A 24,444-nucleotide genomic window follows, 5' to 3' on the forward strand; every position below is an offset into this window, starting at 1 on the left:
ACGTGGTGTCAAGTGGCCCACCGCATACGCGGCCTGCGTCGGCAGGGCCTCACGCAACCGACGGGACCGGGAAGCCGCGCACCGCGTGGTGCCGCGCCGCGGCCGACACGAGTAGGTCCGCGTCCGGGCGGGGCGGAAGTGCAACAGCGCGGGGCCGCCACCGGGTTCGGTGGCGGCCCCGCGCGGGGGTGGCGTCGGCGACCGCGGGTCAGGAGCCGGTGGCGCGGGCCGATCCGGTGGCGGCGCCGCTGGTGTCGCCCAGGAAGCAGGTGACCTCGCGGTCACCGAGGGCCCAGGTGGCGGCCTGCGGGAAGTAGTAGAAGACTTCGAGCTTCTCGGAGAGCTTGGGGTCCTTGCCCACGTAGTCCGTCAGCAGCGTCCCGGAGCACTTCTCCTCGGCGAGCGCGGTGACCTTCTCCGTGCCCGGGTACGCCCCGTTGTCCAGGTTGAAGACCGCGTACGCCTCGCCCTCGTGCGGCTGGTCGCAGGGCAGCACGCGCACCGAGAAGGAGGCCTGGCCGCCGTCCTCGTCCTGGTACTCCGCCAGGTCCCCGCCCGTGTTGAAGCAGTCGCCCTTGCGGATGTCGCTCACCTTGCTGGAACCCGAGCCGGTGACCTGGCCGTTGGTGTCGCGCTGCGGCGACGGGCCGTCGTCCAGCGCGCCGGAGATGCCGAGGACCAGGAGGATCCCGTAGAAGGCGATCGTCACGCAGTGGATGACGATCGCGGCCACGGCGAAGCCCTTGCCTTTCTCGCCGCGCTTGCGGATCTGGGAGAGCGCCACGATGCCGAGGACGAGCGGGACCAGCGGCAGTGCGCACGCGAGCGACATCACGAACGCGACGATGGCCAGCGCGTTGTTCTTCTGCGGCGCCTGCGGCGCGTACCAGCCCTGCGGGCCGCCGTACGGCGCGGGCTGCCCCGGATGTCCGTACGGTCCCGGCTGCGGGTACGGCTCGTGGGACGGCGGGGGACCGGGCGGTATGGACATGCGAGGGGAGCTCCTTGCTCAGAGGGTGAGCTCGATGGTCGCACGGGGCACTGACACCCCGGACCCCGGTATCCCCGTGAACCAGCGCGGGGGTGCGTCCAGGACCCACCCCTCCAGCGAGGCCGTGGACCCGTCGAAGCCGTCGTGGTGGATGGTGGTCACCCTCGCCCCGGGTCTGCGTGTGCGTCTGCGTGTGCGTGTGCGTGTGCGACGGCACGGTGGTGCCCATCTCGGTGGCGTTCGGTGAACGGCGAATTTCGGTCGAAGGCATGGACCAATGGGGTACGGACCAGAGGGGCTCGGCGCCCGCCGCGGATCGGCTTGACGGCCAGGGCTGCGGCGGCCGCAAGTACGGCTGCGACGGCGAACAGTGCGGCGGTCCGCGGCCCGGCGTCGGCGACGTCGAGCACGCCCATGTCGCGAGCGGTGACCTCGGCGCCGGCCTACGCCGGCGTCACGAGCGCGGTGTCCACCGCCGTGCAGCAGCCCGACGCCGGCCCGTGGACGGCGGCGAAGGCCGGCAACGCGGCCGACTCGTGGAGAGCGCGGGGCGACCAGCGGGGCGGCCGACAGGACGGCGCGGCCTCGGGCCTCCTACCGCAGGGGAGCACGGTGTGGTTCTGCGGGACGCAGAGCCGGTAGCCGCTCACCGCGAACTACCCGAGGACGAGCAGGGCCCGGCCGATCAACGCCCTCCGGAAGTCGTGGTCGTGGCGGCGCCCGCCACGAGCGCGCCGGGGACGAGGCAGCCGGTGCGGCGGTCCTCGGAGAGGCCGCCCCGATCAGGCGACCGTGACCGGCAGGTTCGTGTCGGCGAAGCCGAGCAGGAACATCGCCGGTACGGCGGCCGGCCCGCCGCCTCGTCCGCCGGGTCGACGTCCTCGGCCTTGAAGTGCGAGCAGGCTCCCCGCCACCAACGTACAGCGGGTACGTGGCGCTGTTGCCGACGAGCAGCAGAGGGAGCGGGCCGCGCCGCGGCGCGGGTCCGGCGGAGGCGGGGAGATCGGCGCTGCCGGGGGGAGGAAAGGGCCGCGCACCCTCCTGGGCGGGGTGCGGGTGCGGGTGTCGGTGGGTGCTGGTAGGGAGGGGCCGGTGGTGGTGTCCGCGCAGGTACGGCGAGGGGTGCGCGCCGCCCTGTCGCGACGGCGGGGGTGCGACGGAGCGCGACGGGGCGGCGGCACGACGGGCCATGCGCCAGGTGCGGTGACGCATGGGTCACGGCGGTGCGATGAGGATGCAGCGCAGGATTTACACGTGTCAATGGCTCGTGTCACCACCCTGTGGTATCCGTTTCCGGCCATCCGCCGGACCCGGGGTGCATTCGTTCTGGAAAGATGCCACGGCCATGTCTGAGTCATCGAAGTCGCCGAAGCCGCTGCCGCTCCCCGTGCCCACCAGCGCCGATGTGGCCCGCCGCGCGGGCGTGTCCCGTGCGACGGTCTCGTACGTGCTGAACAACGCCGAGGCCGTCCGGATCAGCGAGCCCACCCGCCGCAGGGTCCGCGAGGCCGCCGAGGAACTCGGGTACGTCCCGCACGCCGCCGCCCGCAGCCTGCGCGCCGGACACACCAGGATCGTGCTGCTGCCCACCCCGCACGTGCCGATCGGCCCCCTGTACAGCACCTTCCTCAACGAACTCCAGTGGGCGCTGCGCCGGCTCGACTACACCGTCGTGCAGTACGGGAGCCTCGGACTCGACGGGGACGAGGCCGTGCGGGCGTGGGCGGAACTGCGTCCCGTGGCGGTCATATCCCTCGGCGAGATCACGCTCTCCTCCCACAACGTCGCCACCCTCAAGCGGGCCGGTGCCCGTGCCGTGATCACCATGGGCCCGGTCGGTGTTCCCGGGGCGCACGCCCTGGTCATGGACCAGCAGGAGGTCGGCGCCCGGGCCGCCGCGCACCTGGTCGGGCGGGGGCGCCGCAGGATTGGTGTGGTGGTGCCCCGGGAGGAGGGCATGGAACTGTTCTCCGTACCCCGGCTGGCGGGTGCCCGACGGGTGGCGGGCGCGGAGGTCGAGGCCCTGCCGATGGCGTACTCGGAGGAGTCCGCGGCGGAACTCGCCGCCCGATGGCGCGGGCTGCGGCTGGACGCGGCGTTCGCGTACAACGACGAGTACGCGATGCTGCTGATGCGGGCCCTGCAGGACGAGGGGCTGCGCGTTCCCGAGGAGGTCGCCGTGATCGGCGCCGACGACCTGCTCATCGGACGACTGCTGCGGCCCCGGCTGAGCACGGTGCGGATCGAGATGCCGACGGGCGACCACCTGGCGTCGCTGGTGGACCGCGCGGTGCGCGAGCCGTCGGAGGTCACCGAGCAGCACGACCTCATGACCGCCGAGGCCGTTCACCGCGAGTCGACCTGACGCCACCCGGCTCCGCCCCCCCGGCCTGCCTGGGTCCGTCCCCCGGCCCGCCTGGGTCTGTCCCCCGGCCCGCCTGGGTCTGTCCCCCGGCCCACCCGGCTCCGTCCCCCGGCCCGCCTGCGTCCGTCCCCTGGCCCGCCTGCGTCCGGTCCCCCCGGCCCGGCCGCTCGGCCCGCCCCGGCCCGCCCGCGTTCGGCCCCGGCCCGCCCGCGTTCGGCCCCGGCCCGCCCGCGTTCGCCCCCGGTCGCGCCCCGCCCCGCCCCACCCCGATCGGCCGCCCCCGGGCCCGCTGCCGCCCGGCCGCACCGGCCGCGCGGGGCCGTCCGGCGGCCCGCATCCCCGGGGGGCCGTTGACAGGCGGTGACCTGCGGACGGAGACTGCGGGCGCGCCCCACCGGGCGTGCCCGGTGGCGTGCCCCGGTGCCGACACCGGCGCCGATGCGCCGGCGCCCGTACGGATCCGCCCAGGAGAGACCCCATGAGCATCCGCACCGTCCGCGACGTCTACGTCGTCGACGCCGTCCGCACCCCGATCGGCAAGTTCGGCGGCGCCCTCGCCGGGGTCCGGCCGGACGACCTGGCCGCGCACGTGGTGCGCGCGCTGGTGGACCGTACGCCCGACCTCGATCCGGCCCGTATCGACGACGTCGTCTTCGGCGACGCCAACGGCGCGGGCGAGGACAACCGCGACGTGGCCCGCATGGCGGTGCTGCTCGCCGGTCTGCCCGTCACCGTCCCCGGGGTCACCGTCAACCGGCTCTGCGGATCCGGCCTGGAGGCCGTGATCCAGGCCGCCCGGGCCATCGCGCTGGGCGACGCCTCGGTGGCCATCGCGGGCGGCGTCGAGTCGATGAGCCGTGCCCCCTGGGTGGTCCAGAAGCCCGAACGGGCCTACCCCGCCGGTCACCAGCAGATGTGGTCCACCACGCTGGGCTGGCGGATGACGAACCCGCGGATGCCCGCCGAGTGGACCGCCTCCCTCGGTGAGGGCGCCGAACTGATCGCCGACAAGTACGCCGTCACCCGCGAGGCACAGGACGCCTTCGCGCTGGAGAGCCACCGCAAGGCCGCCGCCGCCTGGGCCGCCGGCCTGTACGACGGCGAGGTCGTGCCCTACGCGGGCGTGGACCTGGCGCGGGACGAGTGCATCCGCGAAGGCTCGACCCCCGAGGCGCTGGCCAAGCTCAAGCCCGCGTTCCGGACCGACGGCCGGGGCACGGTCACGGCGGGCAACGCCTCCCCGCTCAACGACGGTGCGGCCGCACTGCTGCTGACCGACGAGGCGGGCCTGGCCGCCACCGGACGGGAGCCGCTCGCCCGCATCAGTGTCTCCGCCGTCACCGGCATCGAGCCCCAGCTCTTCGGCCTCGGCCCGGTGGAGGCGGTGCAGCGCGCCCTCGACAAGGCCGGACGCGGCTTCGGCGACCTGTCCGTCCTCGAACTCAACGAGGCTTTCGCGGCCCAGGCGTTGGGCTGTCTCGCGGCCTGGCCCGAGCTGGACCCGGCCGTGGTCAACCCGCGTGGCGGCGCCATCGCGATCGGCCACCCGCTCGGTGCCTCGGGCGCCCGGCTGGCCGGCTCGGTCGCGCACCAGCTGGCAGCGGCGGGCTCCGGTACGGGTATGGCGGCGCTGTGCATCGGCGTCGGGCAGGGCATCGCGCTCGTCCTGGAGCGCTGACCCCCCTCCCACCAGGGCGTCGATCGTTTCCGGTCAGCGTTCGTCGCCAACTGCCCAATAACTGAACAGAAGTGGCGCCTCCGGTCTGGCACGATGGCGCGTGCTGCCGCCCCCCGCCCGGCATCCCGCCCATCCCCACCCGGAGGCCCCGCGCCATGCCGCTCCTCGACCCGACGTTCTGGCAGGACGGACCCACACTCACCGGCGGCGCGGCCCCGGTCGTCGAACCCGCGACCGGCCGCACCCTCGCCACCCTCGACCTGGCCGCGCCCGCCGACGTGGCGGAGGCCGCCCTGCGCGCCCGGGCGGCGCAGCGCGACTGGGCGCGCACCACCCACCCGGAGCGGGCGGCCGTGCTGCGCCGCGCCGGGGACCTCTTCACCGCCCACGCCGACGAGTTGCGGCAGTGGCTGGTGCGCGAGTCCGGGTCGATACCCGGCAAGGCCGACTTCGAGCTGCACGTCGCCGCGCAGGAGTGCTACGAGGCCGCCGCGCTGGCCTCGCGCCCGACCGGTCAGGTGCTGCCCAGCGAGGCCCCGCGGCTGTCCTTCGCCCGCCGGGTCCCGGCCGGTGTCGTCGGTGTCGTGGCTCCCTTCAACGCCCCGCTCATCCTGGCGATCCGTTCGGTCGCGCCGGCCCTGGCGCTGGGCAACGCGGTGCTGCTCAAGCCGGACCGGCGCACCGCGGTCTGCGGCGGACTCGCGCTCGCCGCCGTCCTCGCCGGCGCCGGACTGCCCGACGGGCTGCTGCACGTCCTGCCCGGCGGCGCCGCGACGGGCGCCGCGGTCGTCGCCGACCCGCTGGTGCGGGTGGTGTCCTTCACCGGATCCACCGCGGCCGGCCGTACCGTCGGCGAACTGGCCGGCCGCCATCTCAAGCGCGCACACCTGGAGTTGGGCGGGAACTCGGCTCTCGTCGTACTCCGCGACGCCGACGTCGGGGCCGCTGTCGCCCAGGCCTCCTGGGGCTCTTTCTTCCATCAGGGCCAGATCTGCATGACGGCCGGCCGCCACCTGGTGCACGCCTCGCTCTTCGACGAGTACGTCGAGCGGCTCGCCGCCCGCGCCGAGGAACTGGCCGTGGGGGATCCGTACCGCGAGCAGGTCCACCTGGGCCCGCTGATCGACCGTGCCCAGGTGGACCGCGTACACGGCCTGCTGCAGGCCAGCACCGCGATGGGCGCCAAGCTCGTCGCGGGCGGCACGCACCGGGACCTCTTCTACCGGCCCACCGTGCTGGCGGGCGTCGCCGACGACACCCCCGCCTACACCGAGGAGGTCTTCGGCCCGGTCGCGCCGGTACGGTCCTTCGCGACGGAGGACGAGGCGGTGGAACTGGCCTCGGCGGGACCGTACGGCCTGTCCCTCGGGATCGTGACCCGGGACATGGGGCGCGGACTCGACCTGGCAGAGCGGATCCCGACCGGGATCGCGCACGTCAACGACCAGACGGTGGGTGACGAGGCGGTCGCCCCGTTCGGCGGTGTCGGCGCCTCCGGCACCGGCGCCCGTTTCGGCGGGGAGGCCAATCTGGACGCCTTCACGGAACTGCGCTGGACCACGGCCCGCAGCACCCCGGCGGGCCACCCGTTCTGAGGAGTGTCCCGCCGCTCCGTCCGGCGCCCGCCGCACGCGCCGGACGGAATCGCGGAATGCCGGGGGCGGGCCGTTCGTTCCACCAGCAGACGCCAGACATCAGGAGGTCCGGACACCGTGGCTACAGTCGAGCTCACCAAGGAAAACTTCGACCGGACGGTCAGTGAGAACCCGTTCGTGCTGATCGACTTCTGGGCGGGCTGGTGTCGGCCGTGCCTGCAGTTCGCGCCGGTCTACGAGCGCGCCTCGGAGGCCCACCCCGACCTGGTCTTCGCCAAGGTGGACACCGAGGCCCAGCAGGAGCTGGCCGGTGCCTTCCAGATCACCTCGATCCCGACGCTGATGATCGTCCGGGACCAGGTGGCCATCTTCGCCCAGCCCGGCGCCCTGCCCGAGGCGGCCCTGACCGACCTCATCGGGCAGGCGCGTGCCCTCGACATGGACGAGGTGCGCGCCAAGATCGCCGCCTCGCAGCAGGGCGTGCGGGATCCCGGCGCGCAGGGCACCGGCACGCCGGAGGCCTGATTGCGTGACGCGGCCGCCGATCAGCGGTGAGACTGGGCCGCATGACTGAAGCCCTGGAGTACGACGTCGTGGTGCTCGGCGGGGGACCGGCCGGCGAGAACATCGTCGACCGGACCCGCGCCGCCGGGCTGAGCACGGCCCTCGTGGAGAACGAACTGGTCGGCGGGGAGTGCTCGTACTGGGCCTGCGTACCCAGCAAGGCGCTGCTGCGCCCGGTGCTGGCGCGGGCCGACGCCCGCCGGGTGCCGGGTCTGGCGGGCGCCGTCGCGGGCCCCCTGGACACGGCGGCGGTGTACGCCCACCGCGACTACTGGACGGGCGACTGGAAGGACCAGGGCCAGATCGACTGGCTCGACTCCATCGGTGCCGACGTCCACCGCGGCCACGGCCGTCTCGTCGGGGTCCGCACGGTGGCGGTCACCGGCCCCGAGGGCGAGCGGCGCACGCTGTCGGCCCGGCACGCGGTGGTCGTCGCGACCGGGACCCGGGCCGTGGTCCCCGACCTCCCGGGGATCGCGGGAGCCCGCCCGTGGACGAGCCGGGAGGCGACCTCCGCGCGGCAGGCCCCCGGCCGGCTGGTCATCGTGGGCGGCTCCGTGGTCGCGTCCGAGATGGCAACGGCCTGGCAGGGGCTCGGCTCGCAGGTGACCGTCCTGGCGCGAGGCTCCCGGCTGCTGCCGCGGATGGAGCCCTTCGCGGGGGAGCTCGTCGCCGACGCCCTGCGCGAGGCCGGGGCAGTCGTCCGTACGGGTGTGGCCGTCGAATCGGTCGTACGGGACGACCCCACGGGCCCGGTCGGCGTGGTGCTGGCGGGCGGGGAGGTCGTGGAGGGCGACGAACTGCTGATGGCGACGGGTCGCGCGCCGCAGACCGAGGACATCGGGCTGGAGAGCGTCGGACTGACCCCCGGCGGCTGGATCGGGGTCGACGAGACCTGCCAGGTGCCCGGTTTCGACTGGCTGTACGCCGTCGGGGACGTCAACCACCGGGCTCTTCTCACCCACCAGGGGAAGTACCAGGCCCGCATCGCGGGCGCCGCCATCGCCGCCCGTGCGGCGGGCACCCCGCTGGACACCGCGCCCTGGGGCGCCCACACGGCCACCGCCGACACCCACGCCCTGCCGCAGGCCGTCTTCACCGACCCGGAGGCTGCCGCGGTCGGCCTGACCCTGGCCGAGGCCGAACAGGCGGGCCACAGGGTGCGCGCCGTCGACTACGACCTGGGCCGGGTCTCCGGTGCCGGGCTGTACGCCGACGGCTACCGCGGCCGGGCCCGGATGATCGTCGACCTCGACCGGGAGGTCCTGCTGGGAGCCACCTTCGTCGGCCCCGGCGCCGCCGAGCTGGTGCACGCGGCCACCATCGCCGTGGCCGGGGAGGTCCCGGTCGCGCGCCTGTGGCACGCCGTACCGGCCTTCCCGACCGTCAGCGAGATCTGGCTGCGCCTGCTGGAGGCCCACCGCGACCAGGGATAGCCCGGGGGCCGTCCCGGCCGGCGGCGTCCGGGCTCATTCGGCGATCTCGGTGCGTTCCCACCACTCGTAGACCGGGAGCCGTCCTTCGGGGCCCTCCCGGGTCCGCGACGTGCTGCGGAAGTGCTCGTATCCGCCGCGGTGCGCAATCTTGAGGTCCTCGCCGGGAGGGGGAGCCTCGACGATCCGTTCCTGCAGATCGTCCGGGCCGCCCTCCAGGGCTGCCTTGTTCGCCATGCCACCAGTGTTCCCATCAGCGCGCCCGCCCGCATCAGGAGAGCCGTCCGCGGGGGCTCGTGGCCCGTTCCGACAGGTGGTCACGTGGCGTGAATCAGCCGTACACGCTTGATCGAGATTAGGTTAGCCTTACCTCAGTTCCGCTGATTCCCGCACCCGAAAGGTGTTCCCGTGATGCGTGCCGCCTCCCTGCCCCGAACCGCCGCCCGCGCGGCCGTCGCCGCCTCCGCCACCGTCGCGCTGGCCGTCGGAGCGGCCGGTTCCGCCTCGGCCGCCACTTCGACGCGTACGGTCACCGACGGCTCGACCACCTACAACCTCAGCGTCACGGCGCCCTCCTCGGCCGCCGCGGCCGGACAGAACATCACCGTCAGCGGCAGCGGTTTCAACACGGGCAGGGGCATATACGTAGGACTCTGCGCGGTGAACGGCCCGCAGGGCGCGAGCAAGCCCACCCCCTGCCTCGGCGGTTCGGACCAGTCCGGGACCACCGGCGCCTCGCACTGGATCAACAACATCTTCGGCGGCACCCTCGCCAACACCTCCACGTACGGCCCCGGTGGCACCTTCAGCGTCACCATCCACGTGAAGGCCGACCTGGGCGGCGGCCAGATCTGCGGCGAGACGGTCGAGTGCGCCGTCGTCACCCGCGCCGACCACTTCAACTCCTCGAAGCGCACGTACGACGTCCACGTGCCGGTGACCTTCAACTGACGCTCCCGCGAGCCCTGTCCGTACCGCAGCCGGTCCGCCCGTCGACGAGGAAGCCATGACACCCCGACACCCCCTCACCCCCGGCCGCGCCGGAGCCGTCTCCGCGGCGCTCGCGCTCGTGCTGACCTCGGCCGCCGCCGGCAGCCCCGTCCGGGCCGCCGGGGGTGAGGGGGGCGACATGCCGCAGGGCACCGTCGTGTACCGGGCGAGCGCGCAGTTCACGACGGCCGGCCGGGCCCGCGACCTCCTCCTGCACCCCGACTCGAAGAAGCTGTACGTCGGTTCGGACGACCTGCCCGAGACCACCGGCTCCAACGAGAGCGGCCTGCACGTCCTCGAACCCGCCGACGGCACGCTCCGCAGCACCGTCAGCCAGGCCCCGGGCCCCACGGGCACGCTCGGCCACCGGGCCGTGCGGCAGCTCGTGGCGCCCCTGCCCGGGGACGGGGCCGTCTTCGTCTATCCGCTGCGCGGTATCGGTACCGCCCAGGACGGGGACGCCGCGGCGGCCGGGGCCTGGGTGCCGGGCGGGCCCGTCACCGACGCGGCTCCGGGCCCCGGCCCCTCGACGGTGCTGGTGGCGCAGGGCTCCGTCCTGTCGGAGGTCGACCTCGCCACCGCGGCCGTCAGGCGCTCCCTCACCCTTGAGGGCGGCGACCGGTTCGCGTACGACCGGGCGCGCGGCACGGTGTGGTTCACCGACTTCGCACAGCGCCGGATGCACCGCGTGGACCTCGCCGCCTTCCAGGTCGCGGCGACCGTCGAACTCCCGGCGGGCGACGGCTTCGGGGGCTTCACCGAGGTCGATCCCGAGACCGGTGCCGTGTGGGTCGGACTGGACACCTCCGTCGTCGTCCACGACGCGGCCGGCCGACGGATCGGTGCCATCCGGGGCGGTGGCGGGGCGGACATGCCCCGCGCGGCCGGTTTCGACGCCGCCACGCACGAGGCCTTCGTGGTGTGGCAGGACCCTGGGGACACCTCCCAGCCGGGCAGCGACGACAACGGCGCGCTCACCGTCCACCGCACGCGCGACCTCCAGGAAGCCGCGAAGCCCGTCGTACTCCCGGGCAACCACGCCCAGTCGGGCAGTGCCGCCGTCGCCGTCCAGCCCGGCGGCGCCACCGTTTTCGTGTCGGACCCGGCCGCCGGCCGGATCACCCGGCTGGAGCGCTCCACGTCACCCCGGATCACCCGGAGCCCCGAGGACCGGACCGTCACCGCGGGAGCGGAGGTCTCCCTGACCGCGGGGGCCGAAGGGACCCCGGCTCCCACCGTCGTCTGGCAGGTCAGCACGGACGCGGGCCGGACCTGGCGGGCCGTGCCGGGCGCGACCTCCGCCACGTACTCCTTCAAGGCCGCGGCCACCGACAACGGCCGCCGCTACCGGGCGGAGTTCACCAACGACGCCGGTGTCGGCCGCACCGAACAGGCCGTGCTCACCGTCACCGCCGCGGACAGCGCGACACGCGGCGGTGGCACGGCGGGCACCTCCGACGGCGCCGACAGCTCTGACGGCTCCGACGCCACCGACGGCTCCGCGGCCACCGGCGGCGGGGCCGGTGCGGCAGCCGGACCGGCCGGGGGTCAGGCAGGCGGATCGGCCGGGGGGCCGGCCGGTGGGGCATCCGGCACCACGGTCGGCGGTACGGGCACCACCCCCGCCGGCGGCGCGCTCGCCTCCACCGGAACGGCCGTGGCCTCCCTCGCGGGCGCCGCATTCGGGCTCACGGCGGCGGGATGGGTACTGGTACGCCGCACCGCCCGAACCGGGCAGGCTGAACTCCGGCGACGGGAACGACCGGGCGTTCAGGTCTCGTTGACGCGTCCCCGTGCGGCCACGCCCACACCGAGGCCGCCGCCTCCTTCGCGGGCCGGCCGCTCCTGGTGGCGCCCGGTGCCGTGTCCACCCTCCGGCTGCCGTGGGAGGGACGCACCGGGGCCTCCGAGCACGTGCACCTCGACGAACCGCCGTCCGTAGCCTTCCACTTCAACTTCAACTTCCACGTGCTCGGTGACGGCGGCCGGCCGACCACCCCTTACACGGTGGTCGTCGACCGCCGGTAGCTGCGGCCGTCACGGGTCCGCGTGAGCAGGCCCGAGGTGATCAGGTAGCGCCGCAGCGCCGAGCAGTCCTCGTGCACCGTGCGCAGGGCCTCGTTCACCTCGGGCTCCGTGTAGGTGCGGCCGGCCGGGAAGAGGGTCTGCGCCAGGTGGACGAGCAACTGCTCCCGCCGGGCGGCCTTGCGCGGGATCGTGACGAGACGGCCGCCGGAGAAGAGGTCGCAGACATCCCGGCGGACCGGGCGCGGGCCGGACTGCTGCGGGTCGGACTGCTGCCGGCCGGACTGCTGCCGGTCGAACTGCTTCGGGTTTCCGGTGCTCTGTGACATGCCGTCGACCCTCTCGCGGCCGGTACGGTCGGGCAACGCAATTTCCCGTCCGGCCCCGGAGCGCTCCGGGGCCGGACGGGTCTGCTGTCGTACGGGCGGGGCGCGGTCAGGGGCCGACGGTGATGTCCTGCGCCGGGTCGGTGACGTCGGAGACCTTGTAGACGGCGTTGAAGACGGACGCGGTCGCGCTCGTCGGGCAGCCGAACCCGCCGGTGACCTTGACCGGTACGGAGGCGTTGGTGAAGGTCAGGCTCGACGGACTGCCGTTCGCCCAGGCGCCGGCGACGCTCGCCGGGGCCGTGGGCGCCGCCGTGACCGTACAGGAGGCGAGTCCGGTCGTCTTGAGCACCAGCCCGCCGGTCGGCACGGTCATGGTGGCCGTGATCGGCGAACCGTCCTGCATGGACACCGCCCACGCACCGCTGGTGGTGACCGTGGGGGTCACCCCCGGCATGCTGGAGGTGCAGGAGCTGTACGTCGGCGGCGAGATCGGAGAGGACACCGGCCCGGCCGGGTTGCTGTTGCCGGGGGCGGCCGGCACCGTTCCGGTGGAGACGGAGACCGTGCAGGTCACCGTGACCGAACCGGCCTTGAGGGTGGCCTTACCGCTGAGGACGGCCTTGAAGTCGTGGCCGGCCGGGGTGACCGTGGTCGACCCGGCCAGGGGCGCGGGAGCGGCGGAGGCGGTGATCGAGGCGAGCGCTATGGCTCCGGCGGCGGCCGTCCCGAGGGCGAGCGCGGTGCGCGTGCGGCTCATGGCTGTGCTCCTTGGGGATCGGAGTGCGGGGTGGGGGGAGCGGTCGCGCTCCGGGGCGGGGCCGGAGCGGATACCGGGGTCCGCGGTGGGGACGTGGCGGGGACCGGGGTGAGGGCGGGAGAGGGGCCGGGTTGCGTCCGCTCTCCGGCGCCGCCCGAGGCGCCGGCTGCGTCCGCGCCCCCGGCGCCTCGCCCGGCGCCTCGCCCGGCGGCGTACGGCTGCCAGGCGAACATCAGGCCGCCGCCGAGGATGCCGAGGAGGGTGCCGATCAGGAACCCGCCGAGGTTCGACAGGACCAGCGCGGCCGTGGCGATCACGGTGGTGAGGACACCCGCGAGACCGCGCTGGGGCGGCGAGAACCAGGCGGTGAGACCGAGGACGACCATCACGATGCCCATCAGGACGGACGGGATCCCCGCCACCCCCTGCTGGAGCATGACCTTCAACGGTGCCAGCGGGAGGACGCAGATCCACGCCCCGGCCAGGATCGCGAACAGCCCGCCCCAGAAGGGCCTGCTGCGCCGCCACCGGCGCAACCGCCGGCGGCGGCTCAGAAGCATTCCTTCTTGCCCTTGCTGACGTTCATGCTGAGGCCGGAGAGCTTGAAGGTGCCGGCGTTCGTCGCCCACGCCGTCTGCTGGAGACCGGTGATGCGGACCGTGTCGGCCTGTTGGGCGAAGAGGTCCTGCATCCCCTGCGCGTCGGCCGGCCCCTTGTCGAGGGTGGAGGCGTCGCGCCCGATCTCGATGTTGCTGAACACGGCGTCGCCGGCGAGCTGGGTCGCGTCGACGAAGAGGTTGCCGGCCTCCACCGGGGTCTTCTTGCCCGCGGTGAGGTTGAGCGAGATGTCCCCGATCACCGGGAGCGTGGTGACCACGGACTGGCAGAGGTTGTTGAGCTTCGCTTCCCGGATGGCGGTGACGGCCACCGGGATGAGCTCGCCACGGGCGTTGACGTCGACGCTGCCGTACTGGGCGAAGCCCTCGCCCTCCAGGCTGCTCGCCGACACCTTGAACTGCTGTCCCGACACGGCGAACGAGGCGGCCAGTGCGCCCTGGGCGAGGGCGATGCCGAGGCCGGCGGTCACCGCGACGGCGGGGACGGTCAGGACGGCGAACCGGCGCCAGCGGACGCGGCCGGAGTCACTGTGCTCGTCGGATAAATGGGGGGAACCGGTCATGGAATCGTCCCTTATATCGGCTGTGCACCGTTGTTACCGACGAGTTGAATGTAAGAGTGCCAATGGCGGTTGGCAAGGTTGTGCGAGTGCACCCTTTGAGCCGTCTCCTACTGCTCCGTACGCAGCAGTTCGGCGACCTCCGCATCGACCCGCCGGGCCATCGCCCGGGCGAACTCCGTGGCCACGACCTCACCCGCCACCGGCCGCAGGGCCGTCACCGCCGCCGTGACGTGCTGGATCCGGGTGGCCGAAAGCAGCTCCAGCCCCTCCGCGCCGATCACATGCCGCCGGAACAGTCCGACGAACCGGTCGGCGAGGGCGGCCGCCTGCGCCTGTACGAACTCCCCGGCGTCCAGGATCTCCGTCAGCGGCACCCCCTGCCGCACCAGCGCCAGCGTCGCCTCCAGCAGCCGCCGGCTCGGGTAGGTGACCAGCTCCCCGTCGACCGTGACGTAGCCGAGTTCCGCGGCCCGCCGCGTGTCCGCCGCGGTGGCCGTCGGGCCGAACAGCTCGCGCAACTCGGCCCGGGTCAGCGTCACCGGCTCCTCCTGCACCCAGTCCCGGGTCATCTCCCGTTCCAGGCCCAGAAGTTGTGACAGGCCGCCGCCCTCCTCCCACGCGTTCAGCAGCTCCGCGATGCCGTTGACCGTGTAGCCGCGGCCCAACAGGTCGCTGATCAGCCGCAGCCGGGTCAGGTGGTCGTCGGAGTACCAGGCGATCCGTCCCTCCCGGCGCGGCGGCGGGAGCAGCCCCCGCTCCTGGTAGTAGCGCAGGTTGCGCACCTTGACGCCGGCCGCCCGGGCCACGTCCTCCCGGCGGTAGCGCCCGCCACCGCTCGCGTCCCCCACCTGACCGCTTCCGTCCCCCACCTGGCTGCTCACGCGCCAGAGTGTAGGACGTACCGGCAGGTCACATGGGGCGCGTGCCGCGCGGACGGTCCTGCTTGACCGCCCGCAGGACCACGAACTTCGGCTCGCTCGCGACGACTTCGCTGTTGCCGAAGAGCCGGCGCAGGTGGGTGTGGTAGCCCATGTGCCGGTTGGCGACCACCCACAGCTCGCCGTGGGGCCGCAGCACCTTGCGGGACTGGGCGAACATGCGCAGCGCCGTCGCGTCCGTCGTGGCCTGGTGGGAGTGGAAGGGCGGGTTGCACAGGATCAGGTCGACCGAGCCCGGGTCCAGCATGGCCACGCCGTCGCCCACGAGGAAGTCGGCCCGCTCGCGCTCACGGTGCACGTTGGCGCGGAAGGTGGCCTTCGCCGAGGCGACCGCCTGGTACGACTCGTCGGTGAACACGATCTCCGCGCGCGGGTCCGCGACGGCCACGGCGGTGCCGACGATGCCGTTGCCGCACCCCAGGTCCACGACCCGGGCGCCGTTCGTGTTGGTCGGGATGCTCTGCAGGAAGAAGCGCGTGCCGACGTCGAGCCGGTCCGCGCAGAAGATCCCCGCGTGGTTGACGGCCGTCAGCCCGGCGCCGGAGCCCGCCTCCTGGTCCAGCTTGTACGTCACCGGCCACGGGTCCTCGCCCTCGCTCCGCGCCGCGGTGGCTCCGGGCGTGCAGAAGATCAGCCGGGCCTTCCGCTCGGCGAGGGAGGTCCTGGTCGGGCCGAGGATCCGCTCGAAGAGGTTCAGCGTGGAGGTGTGGATCTCCTTGACCATGCCCGTGCCGACGATGACGGTGCCCGCGTGCACGTGCGGGGCCAGCCGGTACAGCTGGTCCTCCAGCAGCGCCAGGCTCTTGGGCACCCGTACGAGGAGTACGTCGATCCGCTCGGGCGGCGGGTCCTGCGTGGTCAGCAGCCGCACCGTCGACTTGGCCGTACCGATCCCGGCCCGGTCCAGATTGGCCGCGGTACCGGCCCGGGAGAGGTAGGAATCGGTGATCTGCGTCGGGTGGTAGGCGGCCAGTGCCGTCGTCAGCGCACCCCAGCGGTCACCGAGGATGGTGATCTGCCCGGCGCCGGCCAGGTCCACCGGACCGCGTTCCCCCGTACCGGAGTCGAGGTGGCGCAGCAGGTACTCGTCGGCGGCGTCCCAGGCGCGGAGCCGGTCGCGCGGGTCCTCGGGGAAGCGGGTGAGCTCGTAGGAGCCGAAAGGCGTGGTCAGACGGTTCATCGTGCTCCCAGGCTAACCGAGGCGGCCGCCCTGCCCCGCACCCGCGCGGCTACTCGGGGAAGTCGCCCGCCATCGCGGCGGCCATCCGCAGATGGGGACGGGCCTCGTCGGACCGCCCCAGGCGCTCCAGGGTGCGGCCGAGCATCAGCCGGGCGTAGTCCTCCACCGGCCAGCGCTCCAGGACGGCGCGCAGTTCGCGCTCGGCGCGGGAGAGCTGCGCGGAGTGGTAGTAGGCACGGGCCAGCAGCAGCCGCGGAGCCAGCTGCTCGGGGACCTCGCCGGCCAGCGGCTCCAGGATCCGGGCAGCCGTCGTGTACTCCCGCGCCTCGAAGAAGAGCTGGGCGCGCGCCCAGCGCTCGGCCGCCGTCCCGTGCTCGTAGTACTCCGTCGGCGCGTTCATCGTGCCCCTTCCGCCGTTCAGGTGGTTCCTCCGCCGGCTCCAACACGCTCGGCGAGTGGAACATTCCACTCAACACGGCCGCCCCTGCGGGGCTAGGTTGTGCGCATGAGCAATCTCGATCGCCAGCCCGCTCTCTCCGCCTGCGGAGGCCGCGGATTCGTCGTGGCCGAACCGGTGCGCGAGCTCCTCAGCCCGCGCACGGTCAAGCTGGGGGAGTCCACCGAGGTACGCCGACTCCTGCCGAACCTGGGCCGCCGCATGGTGGGCGCCTGGTGCTTCGTGGACCACTACGGACCGGACGACATCGCCGACGAGCCCGGCATGCAGGTCGCACCGCATCCCCACGCCGGACTCCAGACGGTGAGCTGGCTCCACGAGGGCGAGGTGCTGCACCGCGACAGCGTCGGCAGCCTGGAGACGATCCGGCCGCGCGAGCTGGGCCTGATGACCTCCGGCCGGGGCATCAGCCACTCCGAGGAGAGCCCGCGCCCGCACGCGCGTTTCCTGCACGGCGCCCAGCTGTGGGTGGCCCTGCCGGACGCACACCGGAACGTGGAACCGCACTTCCAGCACCACGCCGACCTGCCGACGGTGACGGCCCCGGGTCTGACGGCCACGGTCATCCTGGGCACCCTGGACACGGCGACCTCGCCCGGCACGGCGTACACCCCGATCGTGGGCGCGGACGTGGCCCTGGCCGCGGGCACCGGGACCCGGCTCCCGCTCGACCCGGACTTCGAGTACGCCGTCCTGTCCATGTCCGGCGAGGCCCACGTCGACGGCGTCCCGGTCCTCCCGGGCTCGATGCTCTACCTGGGCTGCGGCCGCACGGAACTCCCGTTGCGCGCGGCCACGGACGCGGGCCTGATGCTCCTGGGCGGCGAACCGTTCGAGGAGGAGATCGTGATGTTCTGGAACTGGATCGGCCGCTCCCACGAGGAGATCGCCCAGGCCCGCGAGGACTGGATGAGTGGGTCGAGATTCGGCGAGGTGAAGGGCTACGACGGCCCTCCGATTCCGTCCCCCGAACTGCCGCCAACTCACCTGAAACCCAGGGGAAGACTGCGTTGACCTGCCATTTCATGCCGCCCCAGACTGGGCGCAGCGCGCGCGGCGCCCTTTCCGCTTCTTGTTGCCGAACGGGGGTCGTCGGACATGGTCCGACGGCCTTCGGGGTGCGCGATCGAGTCTCAGGTGTTGTCGGCTGTAATCAACCCTGGTTGGACGAATGCTGACCTTGCGCTGACTTTACTGACGAGTGGTCAGATCGGTCCTAGGTTTGCGCTGGATTGCCTTGCCCGCAAGGGAGGGCAGATATGTCCCTTGCCTCGTCGGCTCCGACGGCCTTGTCGGCGGAGCCGGCCAGGCCGTTCGATCTGTCGCCGGAGTGGACGCGTGGGCATGTGCTGGACCTTGTGGGCAAGCCCGGCGGCCTGCCGCCCGGTCGGCCTCGGTCCGGTCCGGGTGACGACCGTGGAGTGGACCCCGGAGGGACGTCCTGCCCGCGGGGCCGGACCCGCTGGGCTGACCCTCGGCGCGGGACCCGTCCGAATACTCCGAGGAACACAAGGTGAGAGTGCCGAACACGGCAACGACCGCAACGGCGACGGTGGGCGACGTTCTACGCGTCGTGGTCGCCATGGAACCCCGCCCCGACTGGAACCTCCCGGCCCTCGCCCAGGCAGGCGCGCCGCCAAGACGCCCTGGGGTGGACATTCGCCCCCACGCAGTTGGCACGCTATGGCCCGACGATGGCGCGCAGGGCGGCGAGGTGCGCCTGATACGCCTCGCGCCCGTGCCGGGTCAGGCGTAGCCAGACGCGTTGGCGGGTGTTGCGCACGGCCTTGCGCTGCTCGACGTAGCCGGACTCCATCAGCACGGTGACGTGCTTGCTCAGCACGGAGGCAGAGACGTCGAGCTGCCGCTGGACCACTGCGAACTCGGCCTCGCCGGCCGTGTCGAGCAACGCGCAGATACGAAGCCGGTTGGGCGCGTGGATGGTGGCGTCGAAGCCGTCCATGGGGTTGGTGGCGCCGCTGTTCACGAGGCTTTCCGGTGCACGCGTACGAAGGCGAGGTGGAAGGCGATCGACACCGCGGCGCCGATGGCGGAGGCGGCGAACAGCCAAAGAGGCTCCCGGCTGGCGCGGAAGGCGAAAGCCGAGCCCACCAGCAGCGCAGGCAGCCCGATCCCGAGCGGTACGGTGGCGCGCTTGGGCAGCACATCGAAGCGCAGCGCCACGCCGGTCTTCTTGCGCCAGTTCACGCCCGCGACACTGAACAGCACCATGTACGCCGCGGTCATCACCAGCATGATGACGCCCCAGGCGAGGTTGGGAAGCAGCCACCGGGGACTCGCCAGCGTGCCCCCATAGACCGGCGGTATGGCAGCGATGTACAGCGTGAGAGTAATGGCGAACCAGCGCGGCCAGGGGGTGGCGGACAAGGCGGCGACGGATGCCCGGACCTGCTCAGTGTCGGCCAGCGCGGCGCGTGCCTGTTGTGCGGTCGGGCGAATGGCGTCCTCGTTAGTTTCCATGACGGAAAGACTAGTGATGTGTTTCCGTCACGGCAAGTTGAAACTTTCTGTCACGGAAAGACTCTTCTCCAGTCCGCGGGCAGCGTCCTCCGCCCAGGGCTGCCCTGGGGACCCTCCCGAGGCGCATGTCTGCGCTGCGGCCACCCTCGATCACGCGGTCTTGTAACCACTTCGCTGGTTGGAGTTCAGCAGACTCGCGGGCAGGGCTGATTCAAAGTCGCGGTGATCTTGTTGTGGTGCTGGTCAGCTGATGCCCAGGAGCTTGGGTGTTCTGCGGCGCCGCCTTGGACCACTGACCGATCGCCGCCCATGTGCGGGCACCGGCTGTCACCGCGCACGCCGCGACCAGCAACACCGCCACGAACGGGTGACGCACTCCACGCCGCCGGCGCGGATCGGGCAGCACCGCCAGCCGGTCCACGAGCGACGGCAGCACACGATCTGACGCGACGGCGACTTGATCAAGCAGAGGGTGGCAGACTGGCGGCACATCGAAGCTCCGGCTGAGAACGGCGACCTGGCAAGGTCATCCGTCTTCAACCGGAGCTTCGATGCATCCGTCGTGGCCCCCGAACCGATCGTCACATCCCTGCGGCCAGGCACCCCACAAGATCACTACGACTTTGAATCAGCCCTGGGCAGGCAGCAGAGCGACGTCGGGGGCGAGGCGGGCGTGGTGCCGGAACAGGAATCCGGGCCGAGTCGGAGTAGATCTTCAGCTGTGCCCGCGGGATGAGACCGGCGAGCAGGCGGGAGTAGCGGGGAAGATCATCGGGTTGCCGTTGCCGTTGCCGTTGCCGTTGCCGTTGCCGTCGCCGTCGCCGTCGCCGTCGCTGTTCACGACGTACACCGGCGCCTATGTCGTGGTAACCCGTTCCAGGAGCGAGGTGTCGGGGCTGCCGCAGGCGGTGACCGCGTCGTACTGCGCCCGGTGCGTCCGCCACGCGGTGCGCACGCCCAGTTGCTCCCGCGTGAACATCCGGCCCGTGGCCTTCTCGCCGGCCGACCGGATCTCGGATCCGCCGCCGCTGATCCGCGGATGCCCTTTCCGTACCGCCGTCGTCGACGGCAACGGGAGAATTCCCGGAGGCTGCCCATCTCGCCCGGCGGCGCAAGCCTTCCGTCCTCACTCATGTACCCGACACGAGGCCCCATTCTTCGTGTTTGAATGGAAAATGGCGCAATAGGGATGCCGCTATGACCAGGTAGGGGCCATGGAACCATCTCCGCCCAGCCCCGGGGCCGGCCCCGGTATGGAACACGTGGAAGCTCTCATGGCCGAGGTGATGCGGGAGACCGGTGCGTCGGCCGGCTTGCTCTACCTGCTGCCGCCCGGGGACCGGCTGCTGTGGCTGGCTCTGCTGTCCGGTGTGCCCCGGCAGATCGCCGCGCCGTGGTCCCGCGCCTCGCTGGACGCTTCGACCCCGGTCACGGACGCCATCAGGCAACGGGGCCCGGTCTGGCTGGAGAGCCAGGAAGAGGTGGCTCGTCGCTACCCGCAGCTGGGCCTCGTCCTGCCCTACGACTTCACACTTGCCGCGGCTCCCTTCACCAGCGACACCCGGGCATGGGGCGGCCTGGCGCTGCTGTGGCCGGTCGGGCACCCTTCCCACCTGAGCGCTCAGCAGCGTGCGGCCGTCACCGCACGCTGCCGGCAGACGGCGCTTCTTCTGCAGCAGGCCGCCGATCAGGGCTACCCGCTGCTGCCACCCGAGGAACCCCGCTACCTTCCTGCTCCCCCCGAGGACGCGGACCCCGCCCGGGCCGCGGCCGCGCTCGGCTTCACCGAACGCCTTCCCGTGGGCTGCTGCGCACTGGACCTGGAGGGCCGGCTCACCTTCATCAACTCCGCGGGGGCCGATCTCGTCGGCGCCGATGCCGCCTTCCTCGCGGGCCGCCGACCCTGGGAAGCACTGCCGTGGCTGCACGCACCGGTGAGCGAGGAAAGCTACCGCGCGGCTGTGATCACCCGCCTGCCCACCTCGTTCACCGCTACGCGGCCCCCGAACGCGCCGTTGCTCTTCCAGCTCTACCCCGACGACAGCGGGATCAGCGTCCACATCACCCCTGCCCCGCGACGGGCGGCCACCATGCAGGCCACGCCGTCCGGTGAATCAGTCGGCGCCCTGGGCCTGTACCACCTCACATACCTGGCGGCCGCCCTCACCGAGGCAGCCACCGTCCAGGACGTGGCCGGCGTCGTCGCCGACCAGATCGTGCCCGCCTTCGGGCCCCAGGGTCTCGTCCTCATGCTCGCCGACGAAGGGCGCCTGCACATCGTCAGCCACCGCGGCTACAGCACCGAGTTCATCAACCGCTTCGACGGCACACCCCTGACCTCCCGTACCGTGACCACGCACGTACAGGCAACGGGCGATGCTGTCTTCTTCCCCAGCTTCGCCGACTTCCGGCGCGCCTATCCCGACGCACCCCGCTACGACGCCAGGAAAGCCTGGGCGTTCCTGCCACTGACCGTCTCCGGCCGCAGCACCGGCTCCCTCGTCCTCTCCTACGACCAGCACCGCCCCTTCCCCCCGGCCGAACGGGCTCTCCTCGCCTCCATGGCCGGACTGATCGCGCAAGCCATGGACCGCGCCCGCCTCTACGACGCGCAGCACTCCCTCGCCCACACCCTCCAGACCGGCCTGCTCCCTCCGGCCCTGCCGCACGTCCCCGGCCTGGACGTCGCCGCCCGATACCAGTCCGTCGGCCACGGCACGGACATCGGCGGCGATTTCTACGACCTCATCCACGGGCCCGCCGCGACCACAGCCGTGATCGGCGACGTCCAGGGCCACAACACCGCCGCCGCCGCCCTGATGGGACAGGTCCGCACCGCTGTCCACGCCCACGCCAGCGCCGGCACCTTCCCGGGCGAACTCCTGGCCCGCACCAACCGCCTCTTGGTCGACCTCGACGCCGGGCTGTTCACCAGCTGCCTGATCGCCCGCCTCGACTTCGCCCGTCACCGCGCCAGCCTCGCCACCGCAGGCCACCCCCCACCCCTGCTCCGCCACCCCGACGGCCGCACCGAAGTCCTCAGCGTGCCCCCCGGGCTGCTGCTGGGCATCGACCCCGACGCCGAGTACCCCACCACCGAGATCCCGCTTCCACCCGGCGCCGTACTCGTCCTGTACACCGACGGGCTCGTGGAAGTCCCCGGCACCGACATCGACCACGCCACCGATGTCGTCGCCCGACACCTTGCACAAGCAGAAACCCACAGCCTCGACGACCTCGCCCAGAGCCTCCTCCGCCACGCCGAACACTCTGCGGGGCACCACGACGACATCGCCCTCCTGCTCATCCGCCCCCACCCGTGACTCGGGGCTCCGTCACCCCGCTCCCCGGTTGCCGCGATCGACGACCCCGCAGTGCCGCGGAGAAGGGCCCGCACGGACAGTTGGGTGCGGGCCAGGGGCAGACCTTGTCGACAGGTGAGGTGACGCTGATCCGCCCAGGAGGGACAACACCCGCATCGGACAGGAGGAGGCGGCGGTCGACGGCAATCGGATGGTGTTCCGGCTGCCCCCGGGCACCGAGGCCCCCCCCGCGGAGCTGAACATCTTCTTCCCCGCCCGCAAGGCGCTCTGCATGGCCGAGACGCCGCCAACAACCTGCCGACCCCGCGCGGCGCCCAGGTACGCGACCCTCACGTGTCGTCGTGCCACCTGACCGGGGCGATCAATCCGTACGGCGCGGACGCGGAGGTCGCGTTCGCCTCGCACCACTGACCGGAGTGGGGCCGCAAGCGGGTGATCTCCCTCCCACCGGAGCAGCGCGCCCTGCGCGACCAGACGCTGCGAATGCTCAACCCCGGCCTGACCGGCCAGGAGATCGCCGAGCGGATGCAGGTCCCGCCCATGCTGAAGAAGGCCTGGCGCACGCATGGCTGCGCGTGTTGACGCGGACGACCAGCGGCCGCAGGTCACCGACCGCCCGAGGCGACTTTCGCAGCGGCCGCCCCAGCCGAAGGTAACGAGTAGGTAACGCCGCACCAGGGTGCGGCGGGCGTTCGCTCTTTTCCAGTGAATCAGCCTTCGAGACACGGGAGCACAGAGCGCATGAACACGAGAATCGGCAGGGTCCTGGCCGCCGCGGCGTCCCTCACCACGGTGGCGGTCGGGACCTCGGCCTCCCCGGCCGCGGCTGACGACGCCAAGACCGGGCGCGTCCTGGTCGTCGTGGCGAACTTCGCCGACCGCGCGCACCCGGACGCGGCCGCGATGCGGGCGGACGCCCTGGACAAGTACTTCGGTCCGGGCGAGTCGCTGTCCACCTACTTCAGTGAGACGTCGCGTGGCCGGTTCACCTTCGGGCCCGCGGCCAAGGAGAAGGTCCTCGGTCCGCTGACCCTGAAGGAGAAGGCCGGCTGCGGCGGTAACGGCCAGCTGCGGATGGTCCGTGAGGACGTCGAGGCGCAGGTCGCGGCGAAGGGCCTGGTGCGGGGGAAGGACTGGGACTACCTGTCCATCGTCCTGCCCCACATCAGTTGCTACTGGTCCGGCATGGGATCCGTCGGTGGCCGCTACACCTGGCTGAACACCGGCAACAACAGTGTCTCCGAGACGACGATCCGTCACGAGTTCGGCCACAACATCGGCTTCGGCCACCAGGTCCGTTACCAGTGCAAGGACGGCAACCTCGTCGCCTGCAACGACCGTGCCGCCGTGGAGGGCCGTTCGCCGATGGGAGGCAACGGGGCGGCCGGGCTGTCCGCCAACCAGCTGATCCGGATGGGCTGGCTGGAGACCGCCGAGCACCAGCGGGCTACCGGCTCCGGCACCTTCAGCCTCAAGGCTCTCTACGGCTCGCAGAAGGGCACCCGGGCGCTGGAGATCCCGATGGGGGACAAGCAGAGCCTGCTGCTGGAGTACCGCCGCCCGTCCGGCCACCTCGACAAGAACCTCGACGGCGTTTACGCCTACCGCGTCACCGAAGGCCAGTACCACACTGCTGTCCCGATCGGCCTGGCCGCGACCGAACGCAACGCCGGCGTCACCGAACTCCGTGACGACGCCTCCAAGGTGACGGTGAAGATCACCGGCAAGACCGCGGACGCGGCCACCGTCGCGGTCGGCCTCGACGGCAAGGCCCCGGCCGCCGGCGCCGCGCCGAGCACCGCCGTCGCGCCGGAGGACGCGGCCGACAAGACCGCCCCCATGGAGGTGACCGACCCGACCGTGCCCACCGGTCCCGCCGACGTCGACGAGAGCGGCACCGACGGCTCGCACGAGAACCACGAGCAGGGCGGCAACACCCCGGACGTCAAGGGGTCCTCGGAGGCCGCCGCGTCCGGGAAGGTCGGCAAGGCTCCCGGCCTCGCGGGCCAGAACCTCGCCGCGACCGGCAGCGACGGCACCACGCTCACGCTGACCGCCCTCGGCGGCGGTGCGCTCCTGATCGGCGGCGCGTTCGTCGCGACCCGCCGCGCCCGCTCCCGGCGCGGAGCCACCCCGGCCAACTGACCCTTCTCCAGGC

General features: G+C 72.7%; 27 protein-coding genes. 12 read left to right on the forward strand and 15 right to left on the reverse strand.

From position 1 onward, the window contains the following. Positions 1 to 208 precede the first annotated feature (208 nt). Positions 209 to 991: a DUF4190 domain-containing protein gene (locus ACIPXC_RS02670; protein ID WP_401612733.1), complete on the reverse strand. Its 783-nt coding sequence runs from the start codon at positions 989 to 991 to the stop codon at positions 209 to 211. An 18-nt stretch (positions 992 to 1,009) separates the two neighbouring features. Next, positions 1,010 to 1,153, reverse strand: a complete 144-nt coding sequence (locus tag ACIPXC_RS02675; protein WP_401612736.1) for a hypothetical protein — start codon at positions 1,151 to 1,153, stop codon at positions 1,010 to 1,012. A 264-nt stretch (positions 1,154 to 1,417) separates the two neighbouring features. Here ACIPXC_RS02675 and ACIPXC_RS02680 point away from each other — a divergent pair, with 264 nt between their 5' ends. From ACIPXC_RS02680 to ACIPXC_RS02705, 6 genes are all read left to right on the forward strand, one after another. Further along, a complete protein-coding gene (locus ACIPXC_RS02680) occupies positions 1,418 to 1,633 on the forward strand; it encodes a hypothetical protein (protein ID WP_401612739.1) in 216 nt (71 codons plus the stop codon). Between the two features lie 703 nt (positions 1,634 to 2,336). Further along, on the forward strand, positions 2,337 to 3,356 hold the full coding sequence (locus ACIPXC_RS02685; RefSeq protein WP_401612741.1) for a LacI family DNA-binding transcriptional regulator: 1,020 nt from the start codon (positions 2,337 to 2,339) through the stop codon (positions 3,354 to 3,356). Positions 3,357 to 3,834: 478 nt separating this feature from the next. Beyond that, entirely contained in the window at positions 3,835 to 5,034 is a 1,200-nt protein-coding gene (locus tag ACIPXC_RS02690) for a thiolase family protein (RefSeq protein WP_401612743.1), read from the forward strand. A 155-nt stretch (positions 5,035 to 5,189) separates the two neighbouring features. After that, positions 5,190 to 6,629, forward strand: coding sequence for an aldehyde dehydrogenase family protein (locus tag ACIPXC_RS02695; protein WP_401612746.1), 1,440 nt, complete (start codon positions 5,190 to 5,192; stop codon positions 6,627 to 6,629). Positions 6,630 to 6,746: 117 nt separating this feature from the next. Further along, positions 6,747 to 7,154, forward strand: coding sequence for a thioredoxin family protein (locus tag ACIPXC_RS02700; protein WP_401612748.1), 408 nt, complete (start codon positions 6,747 to 6,749; stop codon positions 7,152 to 7,154). Between the two features lie 41 nt (positions 7,155 to 7,195). Beyond that, positions 7,196 to 8,629, forward strand: coding sequence for a dihydrolipoyl dehydrogenase family protein (locus tag ACIPXC_RS02705; protein WP_401612750.1), 1,434 nt, complete (start codon positions 7,196 to 7,198; stop codon positions 8,627 to 8,629). Positions 8,630 to 8,662: 33 nt separating this feature from the next. Here the strand turns inward: ACIPXC_RS02705 and ACIPXC_RS02710 are convergent, their stop codons facing one another. Next, a complete protein-coding gene (locus ACIPXC_RS02710; RefSeq protein WP_401612753.1) occupies positions 8,663 to 8,863 on the reverse strand; it encodes a DUF5988 family protein in 201 nt (66 codons plus the stop codon). A 174-nt stretch (positions 8,864 to 9,037) separates the two neighbouring features. Between ACIPXC_RS02710 and ACIPXC_RS02715 the strand changes: the two genes are divergently transcribed. Next, entirely contained in the window at positions 9,038 to 9,577 is a 540-nt protein-coding gene (locus tag ACIPXC_RS02715; RefSeq protein ID WP_401612756.1) for a hypothetical protein, read from the forward strand. A gap of 55 nt (positions 9,578 to 9,632) precedes the next feature. Then, a complete protein-coding gene (locus ACIPXC_RS02720; protein WP_401612759.1) occupies positions 9,633 to 11,558 on the forward strand; it encodes a hypothetical protein in 1,926 nt (641 codons plus the stop codon). A 58-nt stretch (positions 11,559 to 11,616) separates the two neighbouring features. Here ACIPXC_RS02720 and ACIPXC_RS02725 read toward each other — a convergent pair whose 3' ends face one another. The 7 genes from ACIPXC_RS02725 to ACIPXC_RS02755 form a co-directional block, all read right to left on the reverse strand. After that, positions 11,617 to 11,970 carry a DUF2087 domain-containing protein gene (locus tag ACIPXC_RS02725; protein ID WP_401612761.1) on the reverse strand — a complete coding sequence of 118 codons (354 nt, stop codon included), beginning with the start codon at positions 11,968 to 11,970 and terminating at the stop codon, positions 11,617 to 11,619. Between the two features lie 106 nt (positions 11,971 to 12,076). Beyond that, positions 12,077 to 12,727: a hypothetical protein gene (locus ACIPXC_RS02730; protein WP_401612763.1), complete on the reverse strand. Its 651-nt coding sequence runs from the start codon at positions 12,725 to 12,727 to the stop codon at positions 12,077 to 12,079. Then, positions 12,724 to 13,287 (reverse strand): DUF6114 domain-containing protein, encoded by a 564-nt coding sequence (locus ACIPXC_RS02735; protein WP_401612766.1) that lies wholly within the window; start codon positions 13,285 to 13,287, stop codon positions 12,724 to 12,726. Before ACIPXC_RS02735 ends, ACIPXC_RS02730 begins: the two co-directional genes overlap by 4 nt. Then, positions 13,278 to 13,907, reverse strand: a complete 630-nt coding sequence (locus tag ACIPXC_RS02740; protein WP_401612769.1) for a DUF6230 family protein — start codon at positions 13,905 to 13,907, stop codon at positions 13,278 to 13,280. The genes ACIPXC_RS02735 and ACIPXC_RS02740 overlap by 10 nt, the downstream gene beginning before the upstream one ends. 107 nt (positions 13,908 to 14,014) lie before the next feature. After that, the gene (locus ACIPXC_RS02745; protein ID WP_392574951.1) at positions 14,015 to 14,788 is read right to left on the reverse strand and encodes a MerR family transcriptional regulator; all 774 of its coding nucleotides are present in this window, start codon (positions 14,786 to 14,788) and stop codon (positions 14,015 to 14,017) included. Positions 14,789 to 14,816: 28 nt separating this feature from the next. Next, entirely contained in the window at positions 14,817 to 16,016 is a 1,200-nt protein-coding gene (locus ACIPXC_RS02750) for a methyltransferase (RefSeq protein ID WP_401613114.1), read from the reverse strand. Positions 16,017 to 16,074: 58 nt separating this feature from the next. Then, entirely contained in the window at positions 16,075 to 16,425 is a 351-nt protein-coding gene (locus ACIPXC_RS02755) for a tetratricopeptide repeat protein (protein ID WP_401612773.1), read from the reverse strand. A gap of 105 nt (positions 16,426 to 16,530) precedes the next feature. Between ACIPXC_RS02755 and ACIPXC_RS02760 the strand changes: the two genes are divergently transcribed. Continuing rightward, positions 16,531 to 17,496, forward strand: a complete 966-nt coding sequence (locus ACIPXC_RS02760; RefSeq protein ID WP_401612776.1) for a pirin family protein — start codon at positions 16,531 to 16,533, stop codon at positions 17,494 to 17,496. Between the two features lie 667 nt (positions 17,497 to 18,163). Here ACIPXC_RS02760 and ACIPXC_RS02765 read toward each other — a convergent pair. The 5 genes from ACIPXC_RS02765 to ACIPXC_RS02785 form a co-directional block, all read right to left on the reverse strand. Further along, positions 18,164 to 18,469: a transcriptional regulator gene (locus ACIPXC_RS02765; protein WP_401612779.1), complete on the reverse strand. Its 306-nt coding sequence runs from the start codon at positions 18,467 to 18,469 to the stop codon at positions 18,164 to 18,166. Beyond that, positions 18,466 to 18,963, reverse strand: a complete 498-nt coding sequence (locus ACIPXC_RS02770; protein ID WP_401612782.1) for a hypothetical protein — start codon at positions 18,961 to 18,963, stop codon at positions 18,466 to 18,468. The genes ACIPXC_RS02765 and ACIPXC_RS02770 overlap by 4 nt, the downstream gene beginning before the upstream one ends. Before the next feature lie 211 nt (positions 18,964 to 19,174). Next, positions 19,175 to 19,453: a transposase family protein gene (locus tag ACIPXC_RS02775; RefSeq protein ID WP_401612785.1), complete on the reverse strand. Its 279-nt coding sequence runs from the start codon at positions 19,451 to 19,453 to the stop codon at positions 19,175 to 19,177. Between the two features lie 225 nt (positions 19,454 to 19,678). Then, entirely contained in the window at positions 19,679 to 19,804 is a 126-nt protein-coding gene (locus ACIPXC_RS02780; protein WP_401612788.1) for a hypothetical protein, read from the reverse strand. A gap of 15 nt (positions 19,805 to 19,819) precedes the next feature. After that, positions 19,820 to 20,035 carry a hypothetical protein gene (locus tag ACIPXC_RS02785; RefSeq protein WP_401612791.1) on the reverse strand — a complete coding sequence of 72 codons (216 nt, stop codon included), beginning with the start codon at positions 20,033 to 20,035 and terminating at the stop codon, positions 19,820 to 19,822. A 202-nt stretch (positions 20,036 to 20,237) separates the two neighbouring features. Between ACIPXC_RS02785 and ACIPXC_RS02790 the strand changes: the two genes are divergently transcribed. The 3 genes from ACIPXC_RS02790 to ACIPXC_RS02800 all read left to right on the forward strand — a co-directional run bounded on the left by ACIPXC_RS02790 (position 20,238) and on the right by ACIPXC_RS02800 (position 24,431). Continuing rightward, positions 20,238 to 22,286, forward strand: a complete 2,049-nt coding sequence (locus ACIPXC_RS02790) for a SpoIIE family protein phosphatase (protein ID WP_401612794.1) — start codon at positions 20,238 to 20,240, stop codon at positions 22,284 to 22,286. 432 nt (positions 22,287 to 22,718) lie between these two features. Next, a complete protein-coding gene (locus ACIPXC_RS02795) occupies positions 22,719 to 22,868 on the forward strand; it encodes a hypothetical protein (protein WP_401612796.1) in 150 nt (49 codons plus the stop codon). Positions 22,869 to 23,027: 159 nt separating this feature from the next. Continuing rightward, positions 23,028 to 24,431, forward strand: coding sequence for a hypothetical protein (locus ACIPXC_RS02800; RefSeq protein WP_401612799.1), 1,404 nt, complete (start codon positions 23,028 to 23,030; stop codon positions 24,429 to 24,431). Positions 24,432 to 24,444: the final 13 nt, after the last annotated feature.

The organism is Streptomyces sp. NPDC090021 (assembly GCF_044748225.1).
GTDB lineage: Bacteria > Actinomycetota > Actinomycetes > Streptomycetales > Streptomycetaceae > Streptomyces.

Excerpts from the sequence above, each read along its gene's own strand:
- ACIPXC_RS02740 (WP_401612769.1), bottom strand. The coding sequence starts at position 13,907 with ATGACCGGTTCCCCCCATTTATCCGACGAGCACAGTGACTCCGGCCGC.
- ACIPXC_RS02735 (WP_401612766.1), bottom strand. The coding sequence starts at position 13,287 with ATGCTTCTGAGCCGCCGCCGGCGGTTGCGCCGGTGGCGGCGCAGCAGG.
- ACIPXC_RS02755 (WP_401612773.1), bottom strand. The coding sequence starts at position 16,425 with ATGAACGCGCCGACGGAGTACTACGAGCACGGGACGGCGGCCGAGCGC.
- ACIPXC_RS02800 (WP_401612799.1), top strand. The coding sequence starts at position 23,028 with ATGAACACGAGAATCGGCAGGGTCCTGGCCGCCGCGGCGTCCCTCACC.
- ACIPXC_RS02770 (WP_401612782.1), bottom strand. The coding sequence starts at position 18,963 with ATGGAAACTAACGAGGACGCCATTCGCCCGACCGCACAACAGGCACGC.
- ACIPXC_RS02760 (WP_401612776.1), top strand. The coding sequence starts at position 16,531 with ATGAGCAATCTCGATCGCCAGCCCGCTCTCTCCGCCTGCGGAGGCCGC.
- ACIPXC_RS02705 (WP_401612750.1), top strand. The coding sequence starts at position 7,196 with ATGACTGAAGCCCTGGAGTACGACGTCGTGGTGCTCGGCGGGGGACCG.
- ACIPXC_RS02790 (WP_401612794.1), top strand. The coding sequence starts at position 20,238 with ATGGCCGAGGTGATGCGGGAGACCGGTGCGTCGGCCGGCTTGCTCTAC.
- ACIPXC_RS02725 (WP_401612761.1), bottom strand. The coding sequence starts at position 11,970 with ATGTCACAGAGCACCGGAAACCCGAAGCAGTTCGACCGGCAGCAGTCC.
- ACIPXC_RS02690 (WP_401612743.1), top strand. The coding sequence starts at position 3,835 with ATGAGCATCCGCACCGTCCGCGACGTCTACGTCGTCGACGCCGTCCGC.
- ACIPXC_RS02715 (WP_401612756.1), top strand. The coding sequence starts at position 9,038 with ATGCGTGCCGCCTCCCTGCCCCGAACCGCCGCCCGCGCGGCCGTCGCC.
- ACIPXC_RS02670 (WP_401612733.1), bottom strand. The coding sequence starts at position 991 with ATGTCCATACCGCCCGGTCCCCCGCCGTCCCACGAGCCGTACCCGCAG.
- ACIPXC_RS02720 (WP_401612759.1), top strand. The coding sequence starts at position 9,633 with ATGACACCCCGACACCCCCTCACCCCCGGCCGCGCCGGAGCCGTCTCC.
- ACIPXC_RS02730 (WP_401612763.1), bottom strand. The coding sequence starts at position 12,727 with ATGAGCCGCACGCGCACCGCGCTCGCCCTCGGGACGGCCGCCGCCGGA.
- ACIPXC_RS02685 (WP_401612741.1), top strand. The coding sequence starts at position 2,337 with ATGTCTGAGTCATCGAAGTCGCCGAAGCCGCTGCCGCTCCCCGTGCCC.
- ACIPXC_RS02710 (WP_401612753.1), bottom strand. The coding sequence starts at position 8,863 with ATGGCGAACAAGGCAGCCCTGGAGGGCGGCCCGGACGATCTGCAGGAA.
- ACIPXC_RS02695 (WP_401612746.1), top strand. The coding sequence starts at position 5,190 with ATGCCGCTCCTCGACCCGACGTTCTGGCAGGACGGACCCACACTCACC.